This is a genomic window from Shewanella sp. SM29 (genome assembly GCF_025654245.1).
Classification (GTDB): domain Bacteria; phylum Pseudomonadota; class Gammaproteobacteria; order Enterobacterales; family Shewanellaceae; genus Shewanella; species Shewanella oncorhynchi.
Window position 1 is genome coordinate 1 of record NZ_JAKKRN010000049.1, and the last position, 18,822, is coordinate 18,822.

Annotated in this window: 19 protein-coding genes and 1 pseudogene; 12 read left to right on the forward strand and 8 right to left on the reverse strand. The window is 44.4% G+C overall.

All coding sequences use genetic code 11. The features are described from left to right. From L5L77_RS21400 to L5L77_RS21410, 3 genes are all read right to left on the reverse strand, one after another. On the reverse strand, positions 1–179 hold a 179-nt coding region (locus L5L77_RS21400), incomplete at its 3' end, for a transposase domain-containing protein (protein WP_263185606.1). A 92-nt stretch (positions 180–271) separates the two neighbouring features. Then, positions 272–1,828: a S41 family peptidase gene (locus tag L5L77_RS21405; RefSeq protein WP_263192292.1), complete on the reverse strand. Its 1,557-nt coding sequence runs from the start codon at positions 1,826–1,828 to the stop codon at positions 272–274. A 232-nt stretch (positions 1,829–2,060) separates the two neighbouring features. Continuing rightward, positions 2,061–2,945 (reverse strand): phospholipase A, encoded by an 885-nt coding sequence (locus L5L77_RS21410; protein ID WP_113939007.1) that lies wholly within the window; start codon positions 2,943–2,945, stop codon positions 2,061–2,063. Between the two features lie 442 nt (positions 2,946–3,387). On the opposite strand from L5L77_RS21410, the gene cobA reads away from it, so the two are divergent. The 5 genes from cobA to cysC all read left to right on the forward strand — a co-directional run bounded on the left by cobA (position 3,388) and on the right by cysC (position 9,165). Then, positions 3,388–4,230 (forward strand): uroporphyrinogen-III C-methyltransferase, encoded by an 843-nt coding sequence (gene cobA, locus L5L77_RS21415; protein WP_263185873.1) that lies wholly within the window; start codon positions 3,388–3,390, stop codon positions 4,228–4,230. A 91-nt stretch (positions 4,231–4,321) separates the two neighbouring features. Continuing rightward, entirely contained in the window at positions 4,322–5,230 is a 909-nt protein-coding gene (cysD, locus tag L5L77_RS21420; protein ID WP_105251586.1) for a sulfate adenylyltransferase subunit CysD, read from the forward strand. Between the two features lie 82 nt (positions 5,231–5,312). After that, the gene (gene cysN / locus L5L77_RS21425; protein WP_011788280.1) at positions 5,313–6,755 is read left to right on the forward strand and encodes a sulfate adenylyltransferase subunit CysN; all 1,443 of its coding nucleotides are present in this window, start codon (positions 5,313–5,315) and stop codon (positions 6,753–6,755) included. A 3-nt stretch (positions 6,756–6,758) separates the two neighbouring features. Beyond that, on the forward strand, positions 6,759–8,483 hold the full coding sequence (locus tag L5L77_RS21430; protein ID WP_263161563.1) for an SLC13 family permease: 1,725 nt from the start codon (positions 6,759–6,761) through the stop codon (positions 8,481–8,483). 64 nt (positions 8,484–8,547) lie between these two features. Next, complete coding sequence (gene cysC, locus L5L77_RS21435) at positions 8,548–9,165, forward strand: adenylyl-sulfate kinase (protein WP_105251589.1); 618 nt, start codon at positions 8,548–8,550, stop codon at positions 9,163–9,165. Between the two features lie 105 nt (positions 9,166–9,270). On the opposite strand, the gene L5L77_RS21440 is transcribed toward cysC, so the two are convergent. Continuing rightward, on the reverse strand, positions 9,271–10,110 hold the full coding sequence (locus tag L5L77_RS21440; protein ID WP_028761753.1) for a TIGR03899 family protein: 840 nt from the start codon (positions 10,108–10,110) through the stop codon (positions 9,271–9,273). 144 nt (positions 10,111–10,254) lie between these two features. Then, positions 10,255–11,463: an MFS transporter gene (locus L5L77_RS21445; protein WP_263204507.1), complete on the reverse strand. Its 1,209-nt coding sequence runs from the start codon at positions 11,461–11,463 to the stop codon at positions 10,255–10,257. 476 nt (positions 11,464–11,939) lie between these two features. On the opposite strand from L5L77_RS21445, the gene hemG reads away from it, so the two are divergent. Both hemG and L5L77_RS21455 read left to right on the forward strand, forming a co-directional pair. Further along, positions 11,940–12,461 (forward strand): menaquinone-dependent protoporphyrinogen IX dehydrogenase, encoded by a 522-nt coding sequence (gene hemG / locus L5L77_RS21450; RefSeq protein WP_113939252.1) that lies wholly within the window; start codon positions 11,940–11,942, stop codon positions 12,459–12,461. Positions 12,462–12,568: 107 nt separating this feature from the next. Then, complete coding sequence (locus L5L77_RS21455; protein ID WP_263161931.1) at positions 12,569–13,096, forward strand: cytochrome b/b6 domain-containing protein; 528 nt, start codon at positions 12,569–12,571, stop codon at positions 13,094–13,096. Between the two features lie 106 nt (positions 13,097–13,202). Here L5L77_RS21455 and L5L77_RS21460 read toward each other — a convergent pair whose 3' ends face one another. The 3 genes from L5L77_RS21460 to nfsB form a co-directional block, all read right to left on the reverse strand. Beyond that, a complete protein-coding gene (locus L5L77_RS21460; RefSeq protein ID WP_263161569.1) occupies positions 13,203–13,958 on the reverse strand; it encodes a DsbA family protein in 756 nt (251 codons plus the stop codon). 312 nt (positions 13,959–14,270) lie between these two features. Next, entirely contained in the window at positions 14,271–14,915 is a 645-nt protein-coding gene (locus L5L77_RS21465; RefSeq protein WP_131524261.1) for a DNA-J related domain-containing protein, read from the reverse strand. 333 nt (positions 14,916–15,248) lie between these two features. Next, complete coding sequence (nfsB, locus tag L5L77_RS21470; RefSeq protein ID WP_219233801.1) at positions 15,249–15,902, reverse strand: oxygen-insensitive NAD(P)H nitroreductase; 654 nt, start codon at positions 15,900–15,902, stop codon at positions 15,249–15,251. A 162-nt stretch (positions 15,903–16,064) separates the two neighbouring features. Here nfsB and L5L77_RS21475 point away from each other — a divergent pair, with 162 nt between their 5' ends. From L5L77_RS21475 to L5L77_RS21495, 5 genes and pseudogenes are all read left to right on the forward strand, one after another. Next, the gene (locus tag L5L77_RS21475) at positions 16,065–16,430 is read left to right on the forward strand and encodes a glyoxalase superfamily protein (protein ID WP_113939000.1); all 366 of its coding nucleotides are present in this window, start codon (positions 16,065–16,067) and stop codon (positions 16,428–16,430) included. A gap of 77 nt (positions 16,431–16,507) precedes the next feature. Further along, positions 16,508–16,864, forward strand: a complete 357-nt coding sequence (locus L5L77_RS21480; RefSeq protein WP_014611206.1) for a DUF6547 family protein — start codon at positions 16,508–16,510, stop codon at positions 16,862–16,864. A 190-nt stretch (positions 16,865–17,054) separates the two neighbouring features. Beyond that, positions 17,055–17,342 (forward strand): hypothetical protein, encoded by a 288-nt coding sequence (locus L5L77_RS21485; RefSeq protein WP_105251593.1) that lies wholly within the window; start codon positions 17,055–17,057, stop codon positions 17,340–17,342. Between the two features lie 122 nt (positions 17,343–17,464). Then, positions 17,465–18,202 (forward strand): hypothetical protein, encoded by a 738-nt coding sequence (locus tag L5L77_RS21490; RefSeq protein WP_263192295.1) that lies wholly within the window; start codon positions 17,465–17,467, stop codon positions 18,200–18,202. A gap of 477 nt (positions 18,203–18,679) precedes the next feature. After that, positions 18,680–18,822: pseudogene (locus tag L5L77_RS21495) on the forward strand (IS982 family transposase); the annotation flags it as partial.

Genomic DNA, 18,822 nt, shown 5'->3' on the forward strand with positions numbered 1-18,822 from the left:
CAAATCATCGCGTCCATCGGCAATTTACGCCGTCTTAACGTCGCAACGCCCTGAGAGTCTAGGCAAGATTGAATTAACTCAGGTTCTAACACATCTGCTAAGCAGGTGAATTCGGTTAGGCGGGTAATATGAGTACGGGCGAGTGCTTCTGAGAGTTGCATAAAAAAATCCGATGACATGAGGTCATCGGATTTTGATCTTTTCAGCGAGATCGTCAAGCGATCTGTCTTAACTGATCGGCATTAAGCAGATTGCTGGCTCTTTTTTTGGCTTAATTTAGCTTAGCTTGAGCCAACTTAGTGTGCTGTGCTGGCAGTACAAGTTGCGCTTTGGGCTTGGCGGAGCGCATTAAACTAACGAGCCCTTGCCATTGAATATCACTGTTCTGAGGGAGCAAAATATCCGGTTCAGTCCCGACACCCGACAGGAGTCTCCCCTGTGCATCATAGGTTAACGAACTGCTGAATCTTATGTTTAATCCACTGTTTGGCAGTTTGAAATGATACTGACGTGCAAAGTCACCTGAGGTTTTTTCACCAATCAAATTTGCCCTAGACCAAGATTTAGTACGATAGGCAATCCACTCGCATTCTTGGCGACAATGGGGACTCACGAGTAGCGCTAAGCGATTTCGCCCTTCAGGAACCACCGCAGGCTTAGTGCGAACATACCAAGGGCTGAATTTCTCTTTATCGACAGAGGGTAAGTTACGGGTGAGAGATTTGAGCCTAGGAGGACTGTACTCTAACGCATCCAGAGGCATAAAATTGAGCGGCTGTAGATAATCATTTCTCAGCTCTGGTGAGCGGCGATAGTGCGCAAATCCCATCACATTAGGTGCTAAAGTGTTATTTAAATCCGCATCTTGATATCGCGACAGCATAGTCAATAATTTCGGACTAAAGCCACTGGCATCACGTAAATCAATGATCAGTAATGGATGTGTCATGCCTTTGAGCAGTTCTTGCTGTTGTTCTTTATCTAATTCAAAGGCGTAGAGATCGCTGATCTTAAGTTTGACCGTCGTATTGTTGACCGTCTCTAATTGATTTGGCATGTCTTGAAATTCGGTGCGCTCAAATTGAGATAATTGGTTAATAAATTCGAGCACATTAATATCTTGAGTCTCGTCTTTTTCACTGATAGTTGCTAATTGAGTTTGTGGGTTATGGCTTGGCAGGGCGAGAGTCACCTGCTGGCTTTGCAGGTCATCATTAATTAGCGTAATGACTACATAGGGCTTTATGCTGAGTCCTAAGTCTTCGCGCAGTAGGTTAAGTTTTTTCAGCCAAGGTAACTGCATTTCTTGGCTCTGTTTTGCCGGCTCAGGTAAGTAGGCTTGGCTGGTCGCTACCCATTTGCTCATAGGTAAACCATCGATATGAGTGATAAAGGGGAAGTCGTTGTTGACTGGATTATTATCGTTATCCAAGGCTAACCATTGGTCGTTGACTGGCCTTAGCGTTAACGGGAGATCGCCGCTTTGATCGTCGAAGTTATGCACTTGAGCGCCTGGATCTTTGAGGGTATTGAGTAATTTAGTGACTTCAGCAGCAAAGCGATCATTGGGAGTAATATCTTGATACTGTTCAACAATAAGGCTAGCCATAAATTTAAGCTGCGGGTTGGCTTTGTCGGCCGTTAAGGCATAAAACGCTGAGTGTTGCTCGATTTGATCCAATAAGGCATAGAGATCTTGGCGTACCTCTTGTGCATTCAGCACTGGTGCAGCGCTATCTTTTGGCACAGCGAAAAACGCGAGCTTAAGTAAGCTCGCGAAAATAATGACACTGAGTAGCATGACTATGCTGCGGTAGCTAAAACTCATATTCCTCCATGATGTTAAGGCGCTGCTTCAGGGCACAAAAAGGTGTGCGACTATCGGCTTAAATGCCATTCGGATCAATGTAAATCGTCCTGCTCTGCCCTAAACTCAGGTCCATCTGAGCAATTTAGCAGCAGGTTTGGTAGATTAGCAGCAAATTATGGTCGATTTTTGTACTTAGTCACTTTATATACCCAAACAATCTTAAATAGCGGGATCAAGTGGGTAATCTTTCTTAAAGAATATCGTTGAGTGAAATTCCGATACCAATACGTTGATTGTGATAGTTGTAATCGATTAGGCTTTCGCCATAACCATTAAAGTATTGAGTATAAAAGCGTAAGTTGCCGACGATAGGATGACTCCAAGTCAGTTCTGCTGAGCCTCTGTCGATATCTTCTAGATTCGTTTTAACGGTTAAAGTGAATCTATGTTCATCGATACCATAAACGCCAATAAACTCTGCTTTACCTATATAGTCATCAATATTAGGGTTATCGTCGCCGCTGGCTTTATATGGATCTGTTTTTTCATCTTCAGGAATACGCCACCACACTTTGGTGGAGAAGGCGAGTGGGCCTGCATCAAAAATCATAGTGGCATAGAGTCGATTCCAACTGCGGGAAAGTGGCCCTGCTTTACCATTCGATTGATGTACGGCACCAAATCCCCAAAAGGAATTGGTCACACTGCCAATTTTCCAATCGTTATTAAACAGCATAAAGACTTCAGGCTCGTGATTGGTTTCCCTAAAAGGCGATGAAGTGTCTTTGTTATAAACCTGCCAATAGGATTGATTGGTGTAAGCAAAAAATAAATGGCCATTATCACCAAACACATTGTACCAAATAGGAAATTTAAAACTGATTTGAAACTTAGCCTCAAACTCATCTAAAGAATAGGGGTTGAGTATTGCATCTTCGGTGAAAGGTGCCATGTTGGGATCTGGGCTGTAGGTGACTGGTAAAAGGTAATTCACTTTATGTGGCGTAATCACAAAAGGTAGATCCGCCGTGGCAAGTTCATCTTTTACTCTTCCTTTGACTAATGATTCTTCGGCATTTATGTCCGTACAGGCTAATAGCCCTGCCAATGCAATACCTGAGTAAAGTGGTTTCATCTGCCCTCCTTGATGTGTTTATTTATTTGTCAGTCGTACTCAACAAAGATAGTTATTTCCAGCTTAACATTAGAAAGTGAATTTATGGTTATGGAAAAATCCTGTGTCACTTAATGACAAATCTTGTAGTCAGCCATTTTTAGTCCCATAGAGACATGTTTAGGTAGAATTTTTGGCAATAACATAGTGCCAAAATCATGCACTTAGCGGACAGAAATTATTTTGATGCAATTCGCTTAATCTTATTAAGTCATTTTTATTTCAATGGGTTAACCTGGATTTAGGGCATTTTTGATTTTGAAACCTAAGGTTTTCCCCACTTTAAGTGAGTGGTCACTTATTCTTTTATATCTAAATGATATAAAAACTAATAATTATCTATTTATTATGGAATATAAGACGCGCTATATTTCTACAGACTAAAGTGATCTTGGGGATTCTGATGGAAATTTTCTCTTTACCGGGCCAAGCGGCCAAAGGCAAAGTCTGGCTGGTGGGTGCAGGTCCCGGCGACGTTGAGCTATTGACGTTAAAGGCATGGCGCATCCTTAAAACTGCTGATGCAGTGCTATACGACGCTTTAGTCAGCCAAGATATCCTCGATCTTATTCCCAAAGACGCTGAGAAGATTGCCGTAGGTAAACGTGCGGGCAAGCATAGCGCCGCACAGGACGAGATTAATCAGTTACTCGTCACTAAAGCCTACACCCGTAAAAATGTGGTGCGCCTTAAAGGTGGCGATCCTTTTATTTTTGGCCGCGGGGGCGAAGAGTTACAAACCTTAGTTGAAGCTGGGGTTGAGTTTGAAGTCGTTCCCGGCATTACCGCTGCCAGCGGCACGTCAGCCTATGCGGGAATTCCCCTAACCCACAGAGATCATGCCCAAGGCGTCACTTTTATCACTGGCCATTGTCAGTTAGAGAGTCGCCCTATGGATTGGCAAGGTTATGCTAATCCTAACAATACTTTAGTTGTGTATATGGGGATTCTGAACGCAGGCATTATTCGCCAAGGTTTAGTCGATGCGGGCCGAAGCCCTGAAACACCCGTGGCGATAGTGTCAAAGGCAACTACTAAAGAGCAACGTCGTTTTATCGGCTGTTTAGGTGAGCTTGAACAGCTTGCCGCCGATCCAGAATTACAAATGCCAGCTTTGATGATCATAGGTGAAGTCGTCACGCTGAGTGACACCTTGCATTGGTTCAAACCTGAAGCGATTGAATCGACTCAGGTCAGCGATGAACAGACTCAATCGGTTAGAGTCTCGGGCGCGTCGATAAGCTAAGCCGCAAACAGTTAAAGCTATTAAGCAGTTAAACAAATTAAGCTAATCCATGCTGTGGTAACACGGCGAATTTAAGGTAACGGAGAATAGTATGGCCGGGCGTGAATTAAGCCACTTACAACAACTGGAAGCCGAGAGCATCCAGATCATTCGTGAAGTTGCAGCCGAATTCGATAATCCTGTGATGTTGTATTCCATCGGGAAAGATTCTTCCGTTATGTTGCACTTAGCGCGTAAAGCCTTTTATCCAGGCAAGATCCCATTCCCGCTGCTGCATGTCGATACAGGTTGGAAATTCAAAGAGATGATCGCGTTTCGTGATGCGCAGGCAAAGAAATTTGGCTTCGAGTTACTGACGCACATTAACCCAGAAGGGTTGGCGCAGGGGATTAACCCCTTCGACCATGGCAGTGCGAAACACACTGACATAATGAAAACCCAAGGTTTAAAGCAAGCACTTAACCAATATGGTTTCGATGCGGCTTTCGGTGGGGCTCGCCGCGATGAAGAAAAATCTCGCGCCAAAGAGCGCGTGTATTCCTTCCGCGACCGTCACCACAGATGGGACCCTAAAAACCAACGTCCAGAATTATGGCGCACCTATAACGGCGCAGTGAACAAGGGCGAAAGTATTCGCGTGTTCCCACTATCTAACTGGACTGAACTGGATATTTGGCAATATATTTATCAAGAAAACATTGAGTTAGTGCCTTTGTATTTTGCCGCTAAACGTAAAGTGGTTGAGCGCGGTGGTCAGTTAATCATGGCCGATGACGAGCGGATGAAGTTAGCCGAGGGCGAGCAGATTAAAGAAGAAGTGGTGCGTTTTAGAACCTTAGGTTGCTACCCACTCACGGCCGCCATGTATTCTGAGGCCGACAGTCTAGAAAAGATTATTGAAGAAATGCTGTTAACCCGTTCGAGCGAACGTCAGGGCCGATTGATCGACTCAGATCAAAGTGCCTCGATGGAGCAGAAGAAGCGTCAAGGCTACTTCTAATATCTTCAGGGTTAAGCCTATTTCGCGAAGGTGGCGCTAGTCAGTGCGACCTTCAGCCAAGCAGATCAAGAGTGAGAATAAGATGGACAAAGCGGTCAATAAAACCAATCTCATGGCGGCAGAAATTACCCTCCATGGTGTGAAAGAATATCTAGCCCTGCAGCAGCACAAAGGTTTACTGCGCTTTTTAACCTGTGGCAGTGTGGATGACGGCAAAAGCACTTTAATTGGCCGCCTGTTACACGACAGCGCGCAGATCTATGAAGACCAATTGGCGAGCCTTAAGAGCGACAGCGCCAAGATGGGCACCACAGGTGAAGCGATTGACTTAGCTTTGCTGGTGGATGGTCTGCAAGCCGAACGCGAGCAGGGCATCACTATCGATGTGGCTTACCGTTATTTTTCAAGTGATAAGCGCAAGTTCATCATCGCCGATACGCCAGGGCATGAGCAGTACACTCGCAATATGGCGACAGGTGCATCGACCTGTGATTTAGCGGTGATTTTAGTCGATGCCCGCTACGGCGTGCAGACTCAGACTAAGCGCCATGCGTTTATCGCGTCATTACTCGGTATTCGTCACTTTGTGGTTGCCGTGAATAAGATGGATTTGCTGGGGTTTGATGAGCAAGTATTCAATCGTATTCGTGCCGATTTTACGGATTTCGTTAAAGATTTCGGTAATCTCGATATCCACTTTGTGCCCTTATCCGCGCTTAATGGTGACAACGTGGTTGAGCGCAGTACCCAAAGTGACTGGTATCAAGGTGGAACACTGCTTGAACTGCTAGAAACCATTGATACTCAACGCGAACTCAGTGCATTGCCCGTGCGTTTCCCTGTGCAATATGTGTCGCGTCCTCACTTAGATTTTCGCGGTTTTGCGGGCACGTTAGCCTCTGGCATCATCAAGGTCGGCGACGAGTTAGTCGCGTTGCCATCGGGTAAATGCAGCAAGGTTGAACGTATTGTCACCTTCGATGGTGATCTAGAGGAAGCGGTTGCAGGCCAGGCTGTGACTATCACGCTGGAAGATGAAATTGATATTTCCCGTGGCGATTTACTGGCAAAACCCGACTCAGCTCCCGCCGTCGCTAACCTGATCAGCGCTGATATAGTGTGGATGGATGAAAAGCCATTACAACTCGGTCAGTTATACGACATCAAAGTGGCCGGTAAGAAGACGCAAGCCTCTGTAACAGCTATCGATTATGTGGTTGATGTTAACACCTTAGCGCGCAGTGCGACGGACACGCTTGGGTTAAACGCGATTGCGCGTGTGACCTTAGAACTGACCGAAGACATAGTATTTGATGCCTATTCGTTAGTACGCGATACCGGCGGAATGATCTTAATCGACCGTCTTACTAATGCGACGGTTGCCGCGGTGATGGTGGTGTCGGGTCAACATATTAACAAGCAAACAGCGTCACAATTTAGTGCCTTTGAAGTCGAGTTTAATGCCTTAGTGCGTAAACACTTCCCCCATTGGCAAGCGATAGATATCACTCAGCTTGGAGCTTAATTTGTGAGTGACTTGTGGCAATTAGCGATTATTTTGATAGGGCTTGTGGCTGGCTTAATTAGCGGCCGTATCAACCCAGCGGTATTGTTTTTATTTGCATTTTTGCTCTGTTATCTCTTGGGCATGGTTGCGCTCGATACCGCATTAACAAGCTTTACCAATATTGGCTTAGTCACACTTGTCCTGTTGGTGTTGGCCGCGACGGCGTTAGAAAAAACGTCCCTGCTGGGAAAGTTGAGTCAAGTCATAGGCAATAGTTCTTTGCCTATGACAATGGCAAAGCTCGGTTTTTCGACGGCTTTGCTGTCGTCATTTACCAATAACACTGCAGTTGTAGCATCACTGATTGGTGTTGTGCGCCGCAATCAGGCACACGCGCCGGCTAAGTTATTATTGCCGTTAAATTATGCGGCAATTTTAGGTGGCACACTGACCCTGATTGGTACCTCGACCAACTTGATTGTGAACTCCTTTGTAGAAAACGCCGGCTTACCCGCCTTAGGGTTCTTCGAGTTTACGCCAGTTGCAGTGGTGATCGTTGTCGCGGGTATATTGTTACTGACCTTACTGGCGAACATTCTGCCCGACAGACGGGAAGAGTCAGGTGAAGAAGCGCTGCCATATTTGCTCGAAGCCCATGTGGCGAAAGGTTCGTCCTTGGTCGGTCGCAGTGTGGTGGATAATAAACTTAGGGCGCTGAAAAAGTTATATCTGGTTGAATTAGAACGCAGTGGCATTTGTATTTGCCCTGTGCCGCCCCAGTTAGTGTTGCAAGCGGACGACGTGCTGCGCTTCAGTGGCGCGGTGGAATCGGTTGAGTTATTGCACCAATTCGATGGTTTAGATTGGTTTGGTAAACATCAAGCCAAAGGACAAAATTTAGTTGAAGCTGTACTCGCACCGTCATCCAGTTTAGTGGGCAGTTCGTTGAAAGCATCGCGTTTTCGTGAGCAATTTGATGCGGCTGTGATGGCCATTCGCCGCGGAAATCATCCGCTGAAGGGCGGACTCGGTGACATTATTCTGCAACCCGGTGATGTGTTGTTATTGACGCCAGGTGATGGTTTTAGCAATAGCGCAAAGCTGAGTTCAGAGTTTGCAGCGATCAGTGGCTTAGATTTGAATGTGCGTCTAGACAGTCGTCGTGGTCGTTGGGTATTGCTGGGCTTTGCGGCAACGATCATCCTGAGTGTCACTGGCATATTACCCTTGGCTAAAGGTTTAGTGATATTGCTGCTCAGTTATTTTGCCATAGGCGCAGTCACACTGGCTGAGCTTAAACGCCGTTTCCCATTGGAATTAGTGGTGATCGTGGGGAGTGCATTAGGGCTTGCCAACTTGATGATGAGTACAGGCCTTGCGAACAGTTTAGCCCAAGGATTACTCTCAGTTATTAACGGTTATGGGGTATTTGGCGCTTTTGTCGGCGTGTATTTAATGACCTTATTGCTGACTGAACTGGTGACCAATAACGCAGCGGCGGCGCTGGCGTTCCCTATCGCTTACGCGATTGCGCTTAATTACGGTGTCGATGCAAGGCCCTTTATTATGGCCGTTGTCTTTGGTGCCAGCGCGAGCTTTATTTCACCCTACGGCTATCAGACCAATTTGATGGTATTTAATGCGGGTAATTATCGCTTCAGTGACTTTGTCCGCCTTGGATTGCCGTTATCTGTGCTGTATTCCCTGATAGTGATATTTATGGTGCCGATCATCTTTCCATTTTAGTGATTAGCTTGAGTTTATTGCCCTTATGTTAGCGGTTAGTCAACATGGGGATTGAGGAGTTTTTATGACAAATATCGTGTGGCATCAACATCCTGTAGACCAAGCGGCCAGAGCCGAGCAGAAAGGCCAAAACCCAGTACTACTTTGGTTTACCGGACTTTCTGGCGCGGGCAAGTCAACACTAGCGGGTGCATTAGAGCGGGCGTTATTTGAGGCGGGATTCCACACTTATTTGCTCGATGGCGATAATGTGCGCCATGGCCTGTGTAAAGATTTAGGGTTTACGGTTGAAGACCGTGATGAGAACCTGCGTCGTGTGGGCGAAGTGGCTAAATTGATGGTGGATGCGGGGCTTGTGGTGTTGTCAGCCTTTATTTCCCCGACCCGTGAAGAACGTGATGGTATTCGTGCCCGTTTTCCTGCAGGGCAGTTTATTGAAGTGCATGTAGCTACGCCTTTGAGTGTGTGCGAGCAGCGTGACCCTAAGGGGTTATATGTGAAAGCGCGCAGTGGCGAAATTAGCAATTTCACTGGTATTTCATCACCTTATGAAGCGCCATTAGCCGCCGAATTAACCATAGATACCAGCAAAGGCGATTTAGTGACTCAAGTGCGTGCATTAATCGATTATTTAACGGCGATCAATGTCATTAATGCCGATAAGGCAAAAGCGCTAGCTTAACATTTAGCCCTTATCTTGCTTAAAAGGAGCCTTTAGGCTCCTTTATTATTTCTGGGTTTTATTGCTTATACCATTGATTCATAATTTATTTTTATAGTGCGATAATTATTCTATTTTAAAGTCTTTAGCAAATAAGAGCTGTAGAGCCTTCAAGTATTCTTGATCTGGCTTAGGCTGTACTAGTTGGGCGAGTTCATCGCCAATCGGTGTTAAGCGATAATAACTAAAAAGCAGATTACCGCTCTTGGGCGTAAGCTTCATTTGTATGCCTTGCAGGGCAAATTGAATCGGTGTTTTGTTATTGAGTAAACCGGTTTCGAACTCACTGCTGTGAAGTATTCCTGCATCGACTAAGGTCAGAATACTGGAATAGGGTAGCCCAAACTGGGATAAGCCTAAATTGACTGAGGTGGTTTTACGGAAATACTGGCCAATCCCACCTGACAAGCGGTAGCCACTGATGAGTTTTAGGCGCTGCTCGTTATTTACCTTAGCCGCCATGCCAAGGGCTTTTTCAAGAATTTGTGCTTCCCTGTGAGTCAGTTGCTTGAGCAGCGCTAGGGTACGTAGACTGAAGTTTCCCGGATTCACTATCTCGCTCGACAATATCCGAGCCCACAAATCTTGCATCTTACGGTTATGGATTTGTTCCGCCATCAAGAAAAATTGATGGCTCCAATCGGGATCAAGATCGACCCCAGTGACATCTGAGTGGGTATAACTGAGGGCTAAGGCAAAAATGGTTTCCACATTGGCCTGATATTCGCTCGATAACTTGCGTGCTCTATGTTGAGCTCGCTCGGCTATTGAGGCGTTCGCAGGGCGATATTCTTGCTCACTGGCGAGCCCTAATTGGCGACCAAGTAGCAGGGCTTTTTTGCGAGCGGATACCTCGGATGCTGACTCGCCTTCTTCTGCCAACAGTAAAATATCTGAATCCTTCATCGCGTTATTAATCCTTGAGCCTGCACTGTGGTTGAGGTGTGGGCTTAGTGAACTCTTACATTCGGTTGTAGCTTACTTTAGATGATCATCTCTTTAGTTTGAGCATCTCGTTAAGCCAATTCTTTGGTTCGTTATTATGCCGTTTTATTTAACGACTTTAGCGATTGATTTCGCACTTTTAGTTGGCCAAGACCATAAGGTTTCATTACCCGGTTCAGGATGGCGCGGAACATTCAGCGCTAGCAGTAACGAACATACGGCAAAGCCCGCCCCTATGTAAAATACAAAGGCGGGATCGGTTAACCATAATAAGCCCAAAAGCACAGGAATAATCACTGCGGCTATGTGGTTTATGGTGAAACTGACTGACATAGTGGCGGCAATGTCTTTGCTGTCGGCGATTTTTTGAAAATAGGTTTTCATCGCAATTGCCATCGCAAACAGTAAATGATCGATGACGTAGAGTGCTGCCGCCATATGGGCTTGTTCGACTAGGGCATAGCTGATAAAGACTAAGATGAGTCCAATATATTCCACAGTAAGCGCATTACGTTCACCAATACGTCCAATCAAACGACCAATAGCAGGCGCAAACAGTAGATTAACGGCATAGTTGATTAAGAACAGCGCAGTGATTTCACTGACGGTATAACCAAACTTTTCAACCATCATAAAGCCCGCAAATACCATAAAGATTTGCCGCCTCGCACCTGAAAAAAAGGTGAGCAGGTAATAGAGCCAATAGCGTTTACGCAGTATGATTTTTTTGTGTTGTATTTCCGTTGTCTCAAACTTGGGGTAATACCATGTTATGGTTAGCACAATGATGAGACCTAATACGCCTATAATCAAATACATATGCAGGTAGTCTAGCTTCAACCAAGTCATTACTAGCCAAATGCTGGCATAACCGACTAAAGCGGCCGCCGAACGCCACGCCAGTGCTTTCCCCATAAATCCAGCCGCGTCTTTTTTATCGACCCATTGCAGCGTTAGCGATTGGTTGATGGTTTCAAAATAGTGAAACCCGACAGACATCAACACAGTCGTAAGATATAGCCCTATGACCTGAGGAAAGAAACCTGTTACCGCTACGCCGATACATAAAATGGCGAGCGAGAGCAGGGCGAAGGCTTGTTCTCGAATGAGCAGCAGCACAAAAATCGCCGTAAAAGCCAAGAAGCCGGGGATTTCGCGCAGGCTTTGTAACATGCCGATTTCAGCACCAGTGAATTGGGCTTTCTCAATCACGAAGTTGTTGAGTAATGCCTGCCAAACGGCAAACACGAGTGACATAACAAAGGTCATCCACAGCAAGAGTGCTTTAGGATCTTTTGCTTGAATAGCTTTCATGGATAAGGGACTCAGGCGATAAGTGTTCAAATGCTAATGCTTTTTCCTTAGGTTGGCTATATAAGGTGTGACTTATCCCTTTCAATTTTGTAACAATGTTTAGGCGAATTAACTCCCTAGGTTACAAAGACGCTAAAGCGAGAATATACCTAAGGCGTTATTTTTGTGAGGCAGTTAAAACTACCGCATATACTTGGGGTGTTTGGCGCTAAGCCCGTGATCTATTTCATGTAAATTGGCGGGTAAATCACCTAGTATGAAATATCTTAATTGTCATTTTACTTTTGCATACCAAGTTAAATTCCACTGGAATGCCAATGACTCTGAGTGTCCATTGCTACTTTTAGCGCATTTAGTCTGAGCGTTGTGATGTCATTTGATATGCCGAACGGGCATAGAGAGTCGAAATTAAGTCGCCTGCACCGTCTTTTCTAGGCCGCTTATTGTTATTTTGCTTGGGATTAATCGAGGCTAAATTGAAAAGAATTCTTATCATTTACTCTAGTGTTCACGGCCAGACCCAAAAGATTGCTAAAAAGCTCGCACAGCAGTTAATGGCTTTGGGGAATGAAGTGGTTACTGCCGATATCAAGGCCGCTCCAGTGCTCACTGAGTTCGACAAAATCATCATAGGCGCCAGTATTCGCCATGGTAAACATAACCCAAGTTTGTACGAGTTTATTGAAAAGCATCAAGCCGTATTGACGGATAAGGTCAGTGGTTTTTTCTCTGTCAGCTTAGTGGCACGTAAACCCGAGAAAAACACCCCAGAGACCAATCCTTACATGCAGGCATTTTTAAGTAAAACCACTTGGCGGCCACAATTGCTGCGCGTTTTTGGGGGTAACTTGAATTACCAAGGCTATAACGCTTTAGATAGAAATATTATCCGTTTCATCATGTGGTTAACGAAAGGACCTACGGACCCTGTTACCAATGTTGAATACACGGATTGGCAGAAAGTGACTGAGTTTGGTGAGCAGATCCACAACGCTTAAGCTTGATATCAAATTTCGGTGCTTCATTTAGCCCTATTCTATTCGCGCCCTGAAAGCGGTATGTATGCCTTAGTCACAAGGGCAAAGGAGCATTAAATATGATCAGTATGATGACTAAACTTCGCTCCTTATGCCGAGTCATTATGGCGCAACTGCATGTGTGGATTGTCGTGTCGACGAGCCTACTCGTGTGTGCCAGTCCGTGGATTTTTATGGGCCGACGGATACCCGATAACGCCAGTTTTTGGGATTATTTGCATGTATATTTAGGTTTAGCGTGCACTGTGCTTGGGATTCTTTTTTTACTCAGTAATACCTTGCGTGGCAAGTGGCACCAATACTTTGGCTGGTTGGCGGGCGATTGGGCACAGTTAAAGCAAGATATTGTTGGACTTGCTAAAGGCAAATTCCCCGTCGCTGGTGGCAAAGGGCTGTTTAGTGCCATAGAAGGTATCGGCATGCTGTTGCTAGTGGCTACAGGGGTTACGGGCCTCGTTTGGTTTATCGTTCAAGGGACGCCAACGGCACTGACATGGCGTGGTTATCATCAAGTCTTTGCGCAGGCTTTTATTGGTTTCTTGGTCCTACATCTCGTCTTGGCTGCGAGCCATATTCTTGATTTTATTCGGCAATAAACTGCAGAACCCATATTGAGCGCTTATATCGATAGCTTGGATTGAACACGCATAAAAATGGCCTCCTAATTTGGAGGCCATTTTTTATTTCAACGATTGTTTTAAATTAGCTAAGACGTTGCTGACGGGTCACACCAATTGCGGCGGCGAAGACTAGAAATAACCAGCCTAGACTGCCACCCGATGAGGTTTTAGCGGGGGCGGCATCTTTCTCAACAGCAAGGTAGTTAATTAACCCAATTAACTCATCTAAGGTTTTGATACTGTTTAAATTTACCGCATATTTATCGTTCACGATAAAGGCGGGTACGCTGTCGATTTTGAATTCATTCTGCTGGGTGCGCCACAGGGAAAGCTTTTCATTAGTGCTTTTGCTATCGGCTAATTCATCGTATTTAGCAGCATCGACACCCAATTGGGCGAAGACTTTTTTGATGTCATCACGGCTGTTAATTTGCGGCTCGTGCTGATGGCCAGGTGCACTATGATCGTGGCCGTTTGCGCCCTCTGCACCTTGGATTGCGGTAAACATGGCATGGGTTAAGGCGTCTTTGTTATCAACGCTTTGGATCACGGCTAATGAACGCATCACTTCGGTGCCAATGTCGCTATTCATAAAGTCGACATGCTTATTGTCGAAACTTATCTGTTTGTTGAGGTTCGCCTTGATATCAGGCAAATAGTTGGTTTCCATATTGAAGCAGTTATGGCAATAAAATGAATAGAATTCAGTGAGTTTTGGTTCGCTGCTAGGCGCTTTGGTCGAGATTTGAGTGTAATGTGTGCCTTCAACAAAATTGGCGGCAAAGGTGCTCAATGGTGCAATCGCTAAGGTTACAGCCAAGGCTAATTGTTTAATCATAGTTTCCTCAAATTCGGTGGGATTGAATTCACAATGTCAGTCATTGTTATCGTTGACATTCAACGGTCAACATAAGAGATAGAGTGAGCTTCAACCTAGGAGTTAAGCTAGCCAAAATGGCAGCGTTGACACATAGGTTCAGGTTAAATGGAAAGGCTTAATTATGACTGAATTGGCATGAAGCTAGTAGGCTAAATCTGTGATCTCAATGGAAGTTTTACCTTAGATTTGGCAGGACTGTAGACAGGATCGCATCGCTAAGTCGGTGCATGTTGATTAAAGCCCAGTTCTGCATCATCACAGGCTAAATTCTTACGCAATATCCCTAAGCGACTGCCAAGCTTCGCACACCTCGCGAAAACGCGCCGCATCGCCATCGGGCCTGTCTGGGTGCCATTTGAGCGCTAAACGACGCCATTGCTTGCGGATATCACGGGCGGTAGCACTCTCGTCTAATTCGAAAACTCGCAGCGCGTTACCTTTGTTCATCAGATTGATATTTAAGCCAATATAGCTCTTATAATTGCTCCAGAATGCCTCAAGTAATTCTCGTACTACGTTTTCGCTGGTGTCGTAGTTATTCCAATCGAGGTAATACTCACGCAGGGAAGTATCTTGCATTATCAGCAGGTTAACGTTTGATGGTACTAGGCGGAAGATTTGAATTTCCATGGCTTTGACTTGTAGCCATTGCTTGGGTAGTAATATTTCCTGTAGTTCAAACAGGGCGTTCATCAGTAGGAAGTTACGTTTGAATAAATCGTTACCCGGATTTTCATCAAGCTGGTGGATCAGCCCTTGGGTTTGTAATTCAGTGGCTAAGTGATGGATTTTCCAACTTTGATTTGAGGCTTGTAAAACCGTAAGCAACGGCCAGATCAGTGGGTTATCGCCCTTAGTGTTTGCAACTCGAATCGATTGAGATTCTTCAGTGAGTGAGGGTTTGGCAAATAACATACTGACTGTCCCATCCTAAATTGTGAGTGTTACCAATGCGCTGATAAAACCGCTGTGCTGCAACAAAGATGACTCGAAAGGCGACGATAAATGATCATTCACTAAGTTGAGCCGCAAACTATGCCACAGAGCCAAAGTGTAGGCAAAGATGAATTTTAGAGCAATACCGTGATGGTTTACTCCTACTTTAGATGGTTTCTCGGCGTAAATAAGCCGTTAACAGCAGTGAGGTTTTAGGGGAAGGCAGTTAAGAGATGGCTAGTTTTAGACATGATGCCCTTGTTTATATCACATAAAATCAAGGGCATGATTATTTTCACATAGAGTGAAGGACTAGATCTCGGTGAAGATCACTTCTTGATCTAAGCGAGATTTAGGCAATTTAGCGTTGAAATCATTTTCTGAGTGATAACCCAAGGCTACAACCACGCAGGCACCTAGACCTTGCTCTCTTAAGCCTAGGACTTGATTCATTTTAGTGGCATCAAAACCTTCGATCGGACACGCATCAATATCTAATACACTTGCACCGAGCATTAAAGTGCCAAGCGCTAAGTAGACTTGTTTTTCCATCCAATGCTGGGCATCTTTCAGCTCAAATTTATGCATATTAGCGAAGAAAGAGCGGCCATTATGTTGGCCTTGCTTGGCTTCTTCATTAGCAAAACGGCCATCCTTCGCTTCTTGCTCGAGTACTTGCAGTAAGTGTGCTTCATCTAATTGAGCACGAGCACAGAGTACGAGTACATGGGAAGCATCGAGAATTTTTTGGGTATTAAACGCATAGTTTTCGGTCGCTTGGGCAACTAACGCTTTACCTTCCGCCGTACTCGCTAACACAAAATGCCAAGGCTGTGAGTTAGTCGATGATGGGCTGTACTGCAATAAGGTTTTGATTTCTGCTATTTTATCCGCAGGAATCGTCTTAGTTGGATCAAAGGCCTTAGTGGTGTAGCGCTTTTTGGCGAAGAAACTTAAATCACTCATGTAACGGCTCCAAATCATTAAGGAATACAAATTTAATGGCAGCATTTTAAGCAGGTTTAAGTAAAAAACAATGTGATCAAGGCAGGTATTAGTTTCAAAAAAAATTTGAAACTGGGTGCTTATGCACACTAGACAAAGCTTATGTGTGATGGAGTCGATGGCATGAAGTTTCAGACAATCCCAATTATGCGGATCTTTGATGAAGATAAAGCCAAAGAGTTTTACCTTGGCTTTCTGGGAATGGAATTAGATTGGGAACATCGCTTTGAGGATGGCTACCCGATTTATATACAAGTTTCACTTGGCAATTTTGTTTTGCACTTGAGTGAACATTCAGGCGACTGTACTCCTGGCTGTAAGATTTTTGTGAATGTGAGTGAACTTGATCAATTATTTGCTCATGTGACTTCTAAGCCATATAAATACAACAAACCTAGTATTGAAGATGCGCCTTGGGGCGATCGTTGCTTTACTGTAACAGATCCGTTTTCAAACAGGATTTTGTTTAATGAAGCAGCAGACACATAACAGAGTGAGGCATTCGAGACCCGCGGCATTCACAAGTTTACGCGCATGGGCACTGCGTTATGCTCTCAGGAGAAAAAATGAGTTCAGTTGAATTGTGGAAAAGCTTTGTTGACGAGTTTGCTCAGTTACATGATGGAGTATTTGAAAAATGGGTCTTGCAAGAAGGGAGCTATCCAAACAGGCAGGAAAATTCAGAAATAAATGAGTTCTTAAAGTCACTAACTGTCCAGCAAAGAGAGATTCTCGTCAAGATGCTTATTAATGCTAGACGTGGTGGTATTCATGATGCCTTAGTACGACTTAATGACAGAATGGACTGCGAAAATGGTCAGTATTACGAAAACGGCATTGAGATGGAATTTCAGCCCTTTGGTTCCACCCTTTACTATGACTATGTTTGTCGCCGAGAAGGGGATAATTGGGAGCAAGAATAGGTATTATCGGAATATCTTGCTTCCAATGGACACCCTGAGAAGCTGAATAATTTCAGTTACTTAACAAGGTAATCGCTGGTTGAAGGCAAACCAAAAGTGCATTATGTTGTTGGTTTAAAATGGATGGCTTGATTTATTATTCGCTAACGCGGATCCGCTTATACCCAACGTTATGTGTAAGGGAATCTTAATGATCGAAAGACCCAAAGTAATAAACCTCACAGAAGCCAGAACGATTCGCAAAGTCCATTGCGGAGAGTGTAACTGGGAGCAGGAAATAGCTGCTATCACTGAAGCTGAGATAAAATGTTGCCCTTGGTGCGGCTGGAGCGATCTGGAAATAAGTACTTTAAAAGCAGAAGGTGGCTTCCAAGAAATAGAATGTCAAAAGCACGGTAGAGTTACGGTTCTACTACCTAGCTCCAATATTGATCCACTAGACTTCATGAACAACTTATTTTGTCCATTCTGTGAGTAACACATAACAATGCAAACCAGCCTGATGGCTTTTTCGTTCTTTGTTTTGCTACGCTACCGCAAAACAATCCACTACAAAGCAGCTGTTTGTGGCTTATGCGTGAAAATAGATCGGATATATAAATGGAAAAAGTATTAATAGATATTAGGTACTACGCTAGCGACTCCCTATATGAGACAGGTAAGAGTCTACCTTCGAGTTGTTCTAGATTTTTCAAATTTCCTAAGCTGCTTCATTATTGGGGTGCTCGTATAGCCACAATACTTGGTGAAAATGGATTATCCCTCGGAGAATTCGATCACCTATATGTAAACTACACAAATGCTATTCCAGAAGGCACGATGGTTTTTTCCGATAGAACACCAGAAAAGTGGCTTAGGTATATAGACTGTGGTGTAAATTTTGAGAAATTAAAATCATCAAATGAGTCCGAACTTGAACAATTTGTAATTCGCAGTACCTTTGAGTGTCTTGAGCACCTTTGTAAGTTGAGCATAGAAAAAACCGAAAAAATCAAGCTTGCTTCAAACGAGGTGGAAAGATTTGGTTCTGCGGTCGAGCTTCCGGTTAAGGCAAAACATACTAAGTCATATTCGGTTTTGGTTTCATATAAATTGCGCCCAAATGGCGAAGCATCTCATGGGCTTGTAAAATACATTAACCACAAAACAGGTGCTACTTTCACTAAAAGGTTTGTTGATCTTAAGGGACCATCGGATATATTTCCTCTGGTCGGTACAATTTCAGTAAAAGATGGAAAAGTCCTGATCAAGCCGAGGGCATCATTTAAAGCTAGCCTTTACACAAATTCATATCAGATTCCAATGGAGATTGATTTAAGTGAAGCGGCAAGCGCATAACAAGGCGCTGCTAGGGACAAATCTGCGCTGCGCTTCGGTTTGTTCTAGATCGCAGCGTTAATCCATAGAAAATTTAATCCGAAAATCATAGATTAGAGCAAGAATTCTAACCCATTTATATTTACTAGCTTTTTACGTATATATAGCAAAACTGGTAGTTAAAATTGGCATTGGGGCACCAGTGACCGTTGGCGACATGGATGTCGCCGTCGAGCCTATAAGGACATATTCACGGCGTGTCGCTGGAGACACAATGACAATAAACTCCCTGAACAGATAAACGGCTATTTAGCTTTTGTTCAATACCTATTAATTCAAAGGCATAATTTTTATGGCGTTGTGAAAGATGATTATATCCTGACTTGTCTAATTTAACCTGAACTCGGGATAAGAAATGTTGAACTAATAGCCCTCCAAGTGATCGGATCTTTCGACCAAGAGAAACCCCATCACACCGGAGGGCCTATGCATAAATTAGTGGAAGTGTTTTGCGATGTCGATGATTTTTGCGCTGTTTTCATTCCAGAATGGGAAAAAACGCTGTTAACCGATGGTACACGCAAGCGTCAACGCCCTGGCCGTATGACGATGAGCGAAGTGATGACCATCATCATACTTTT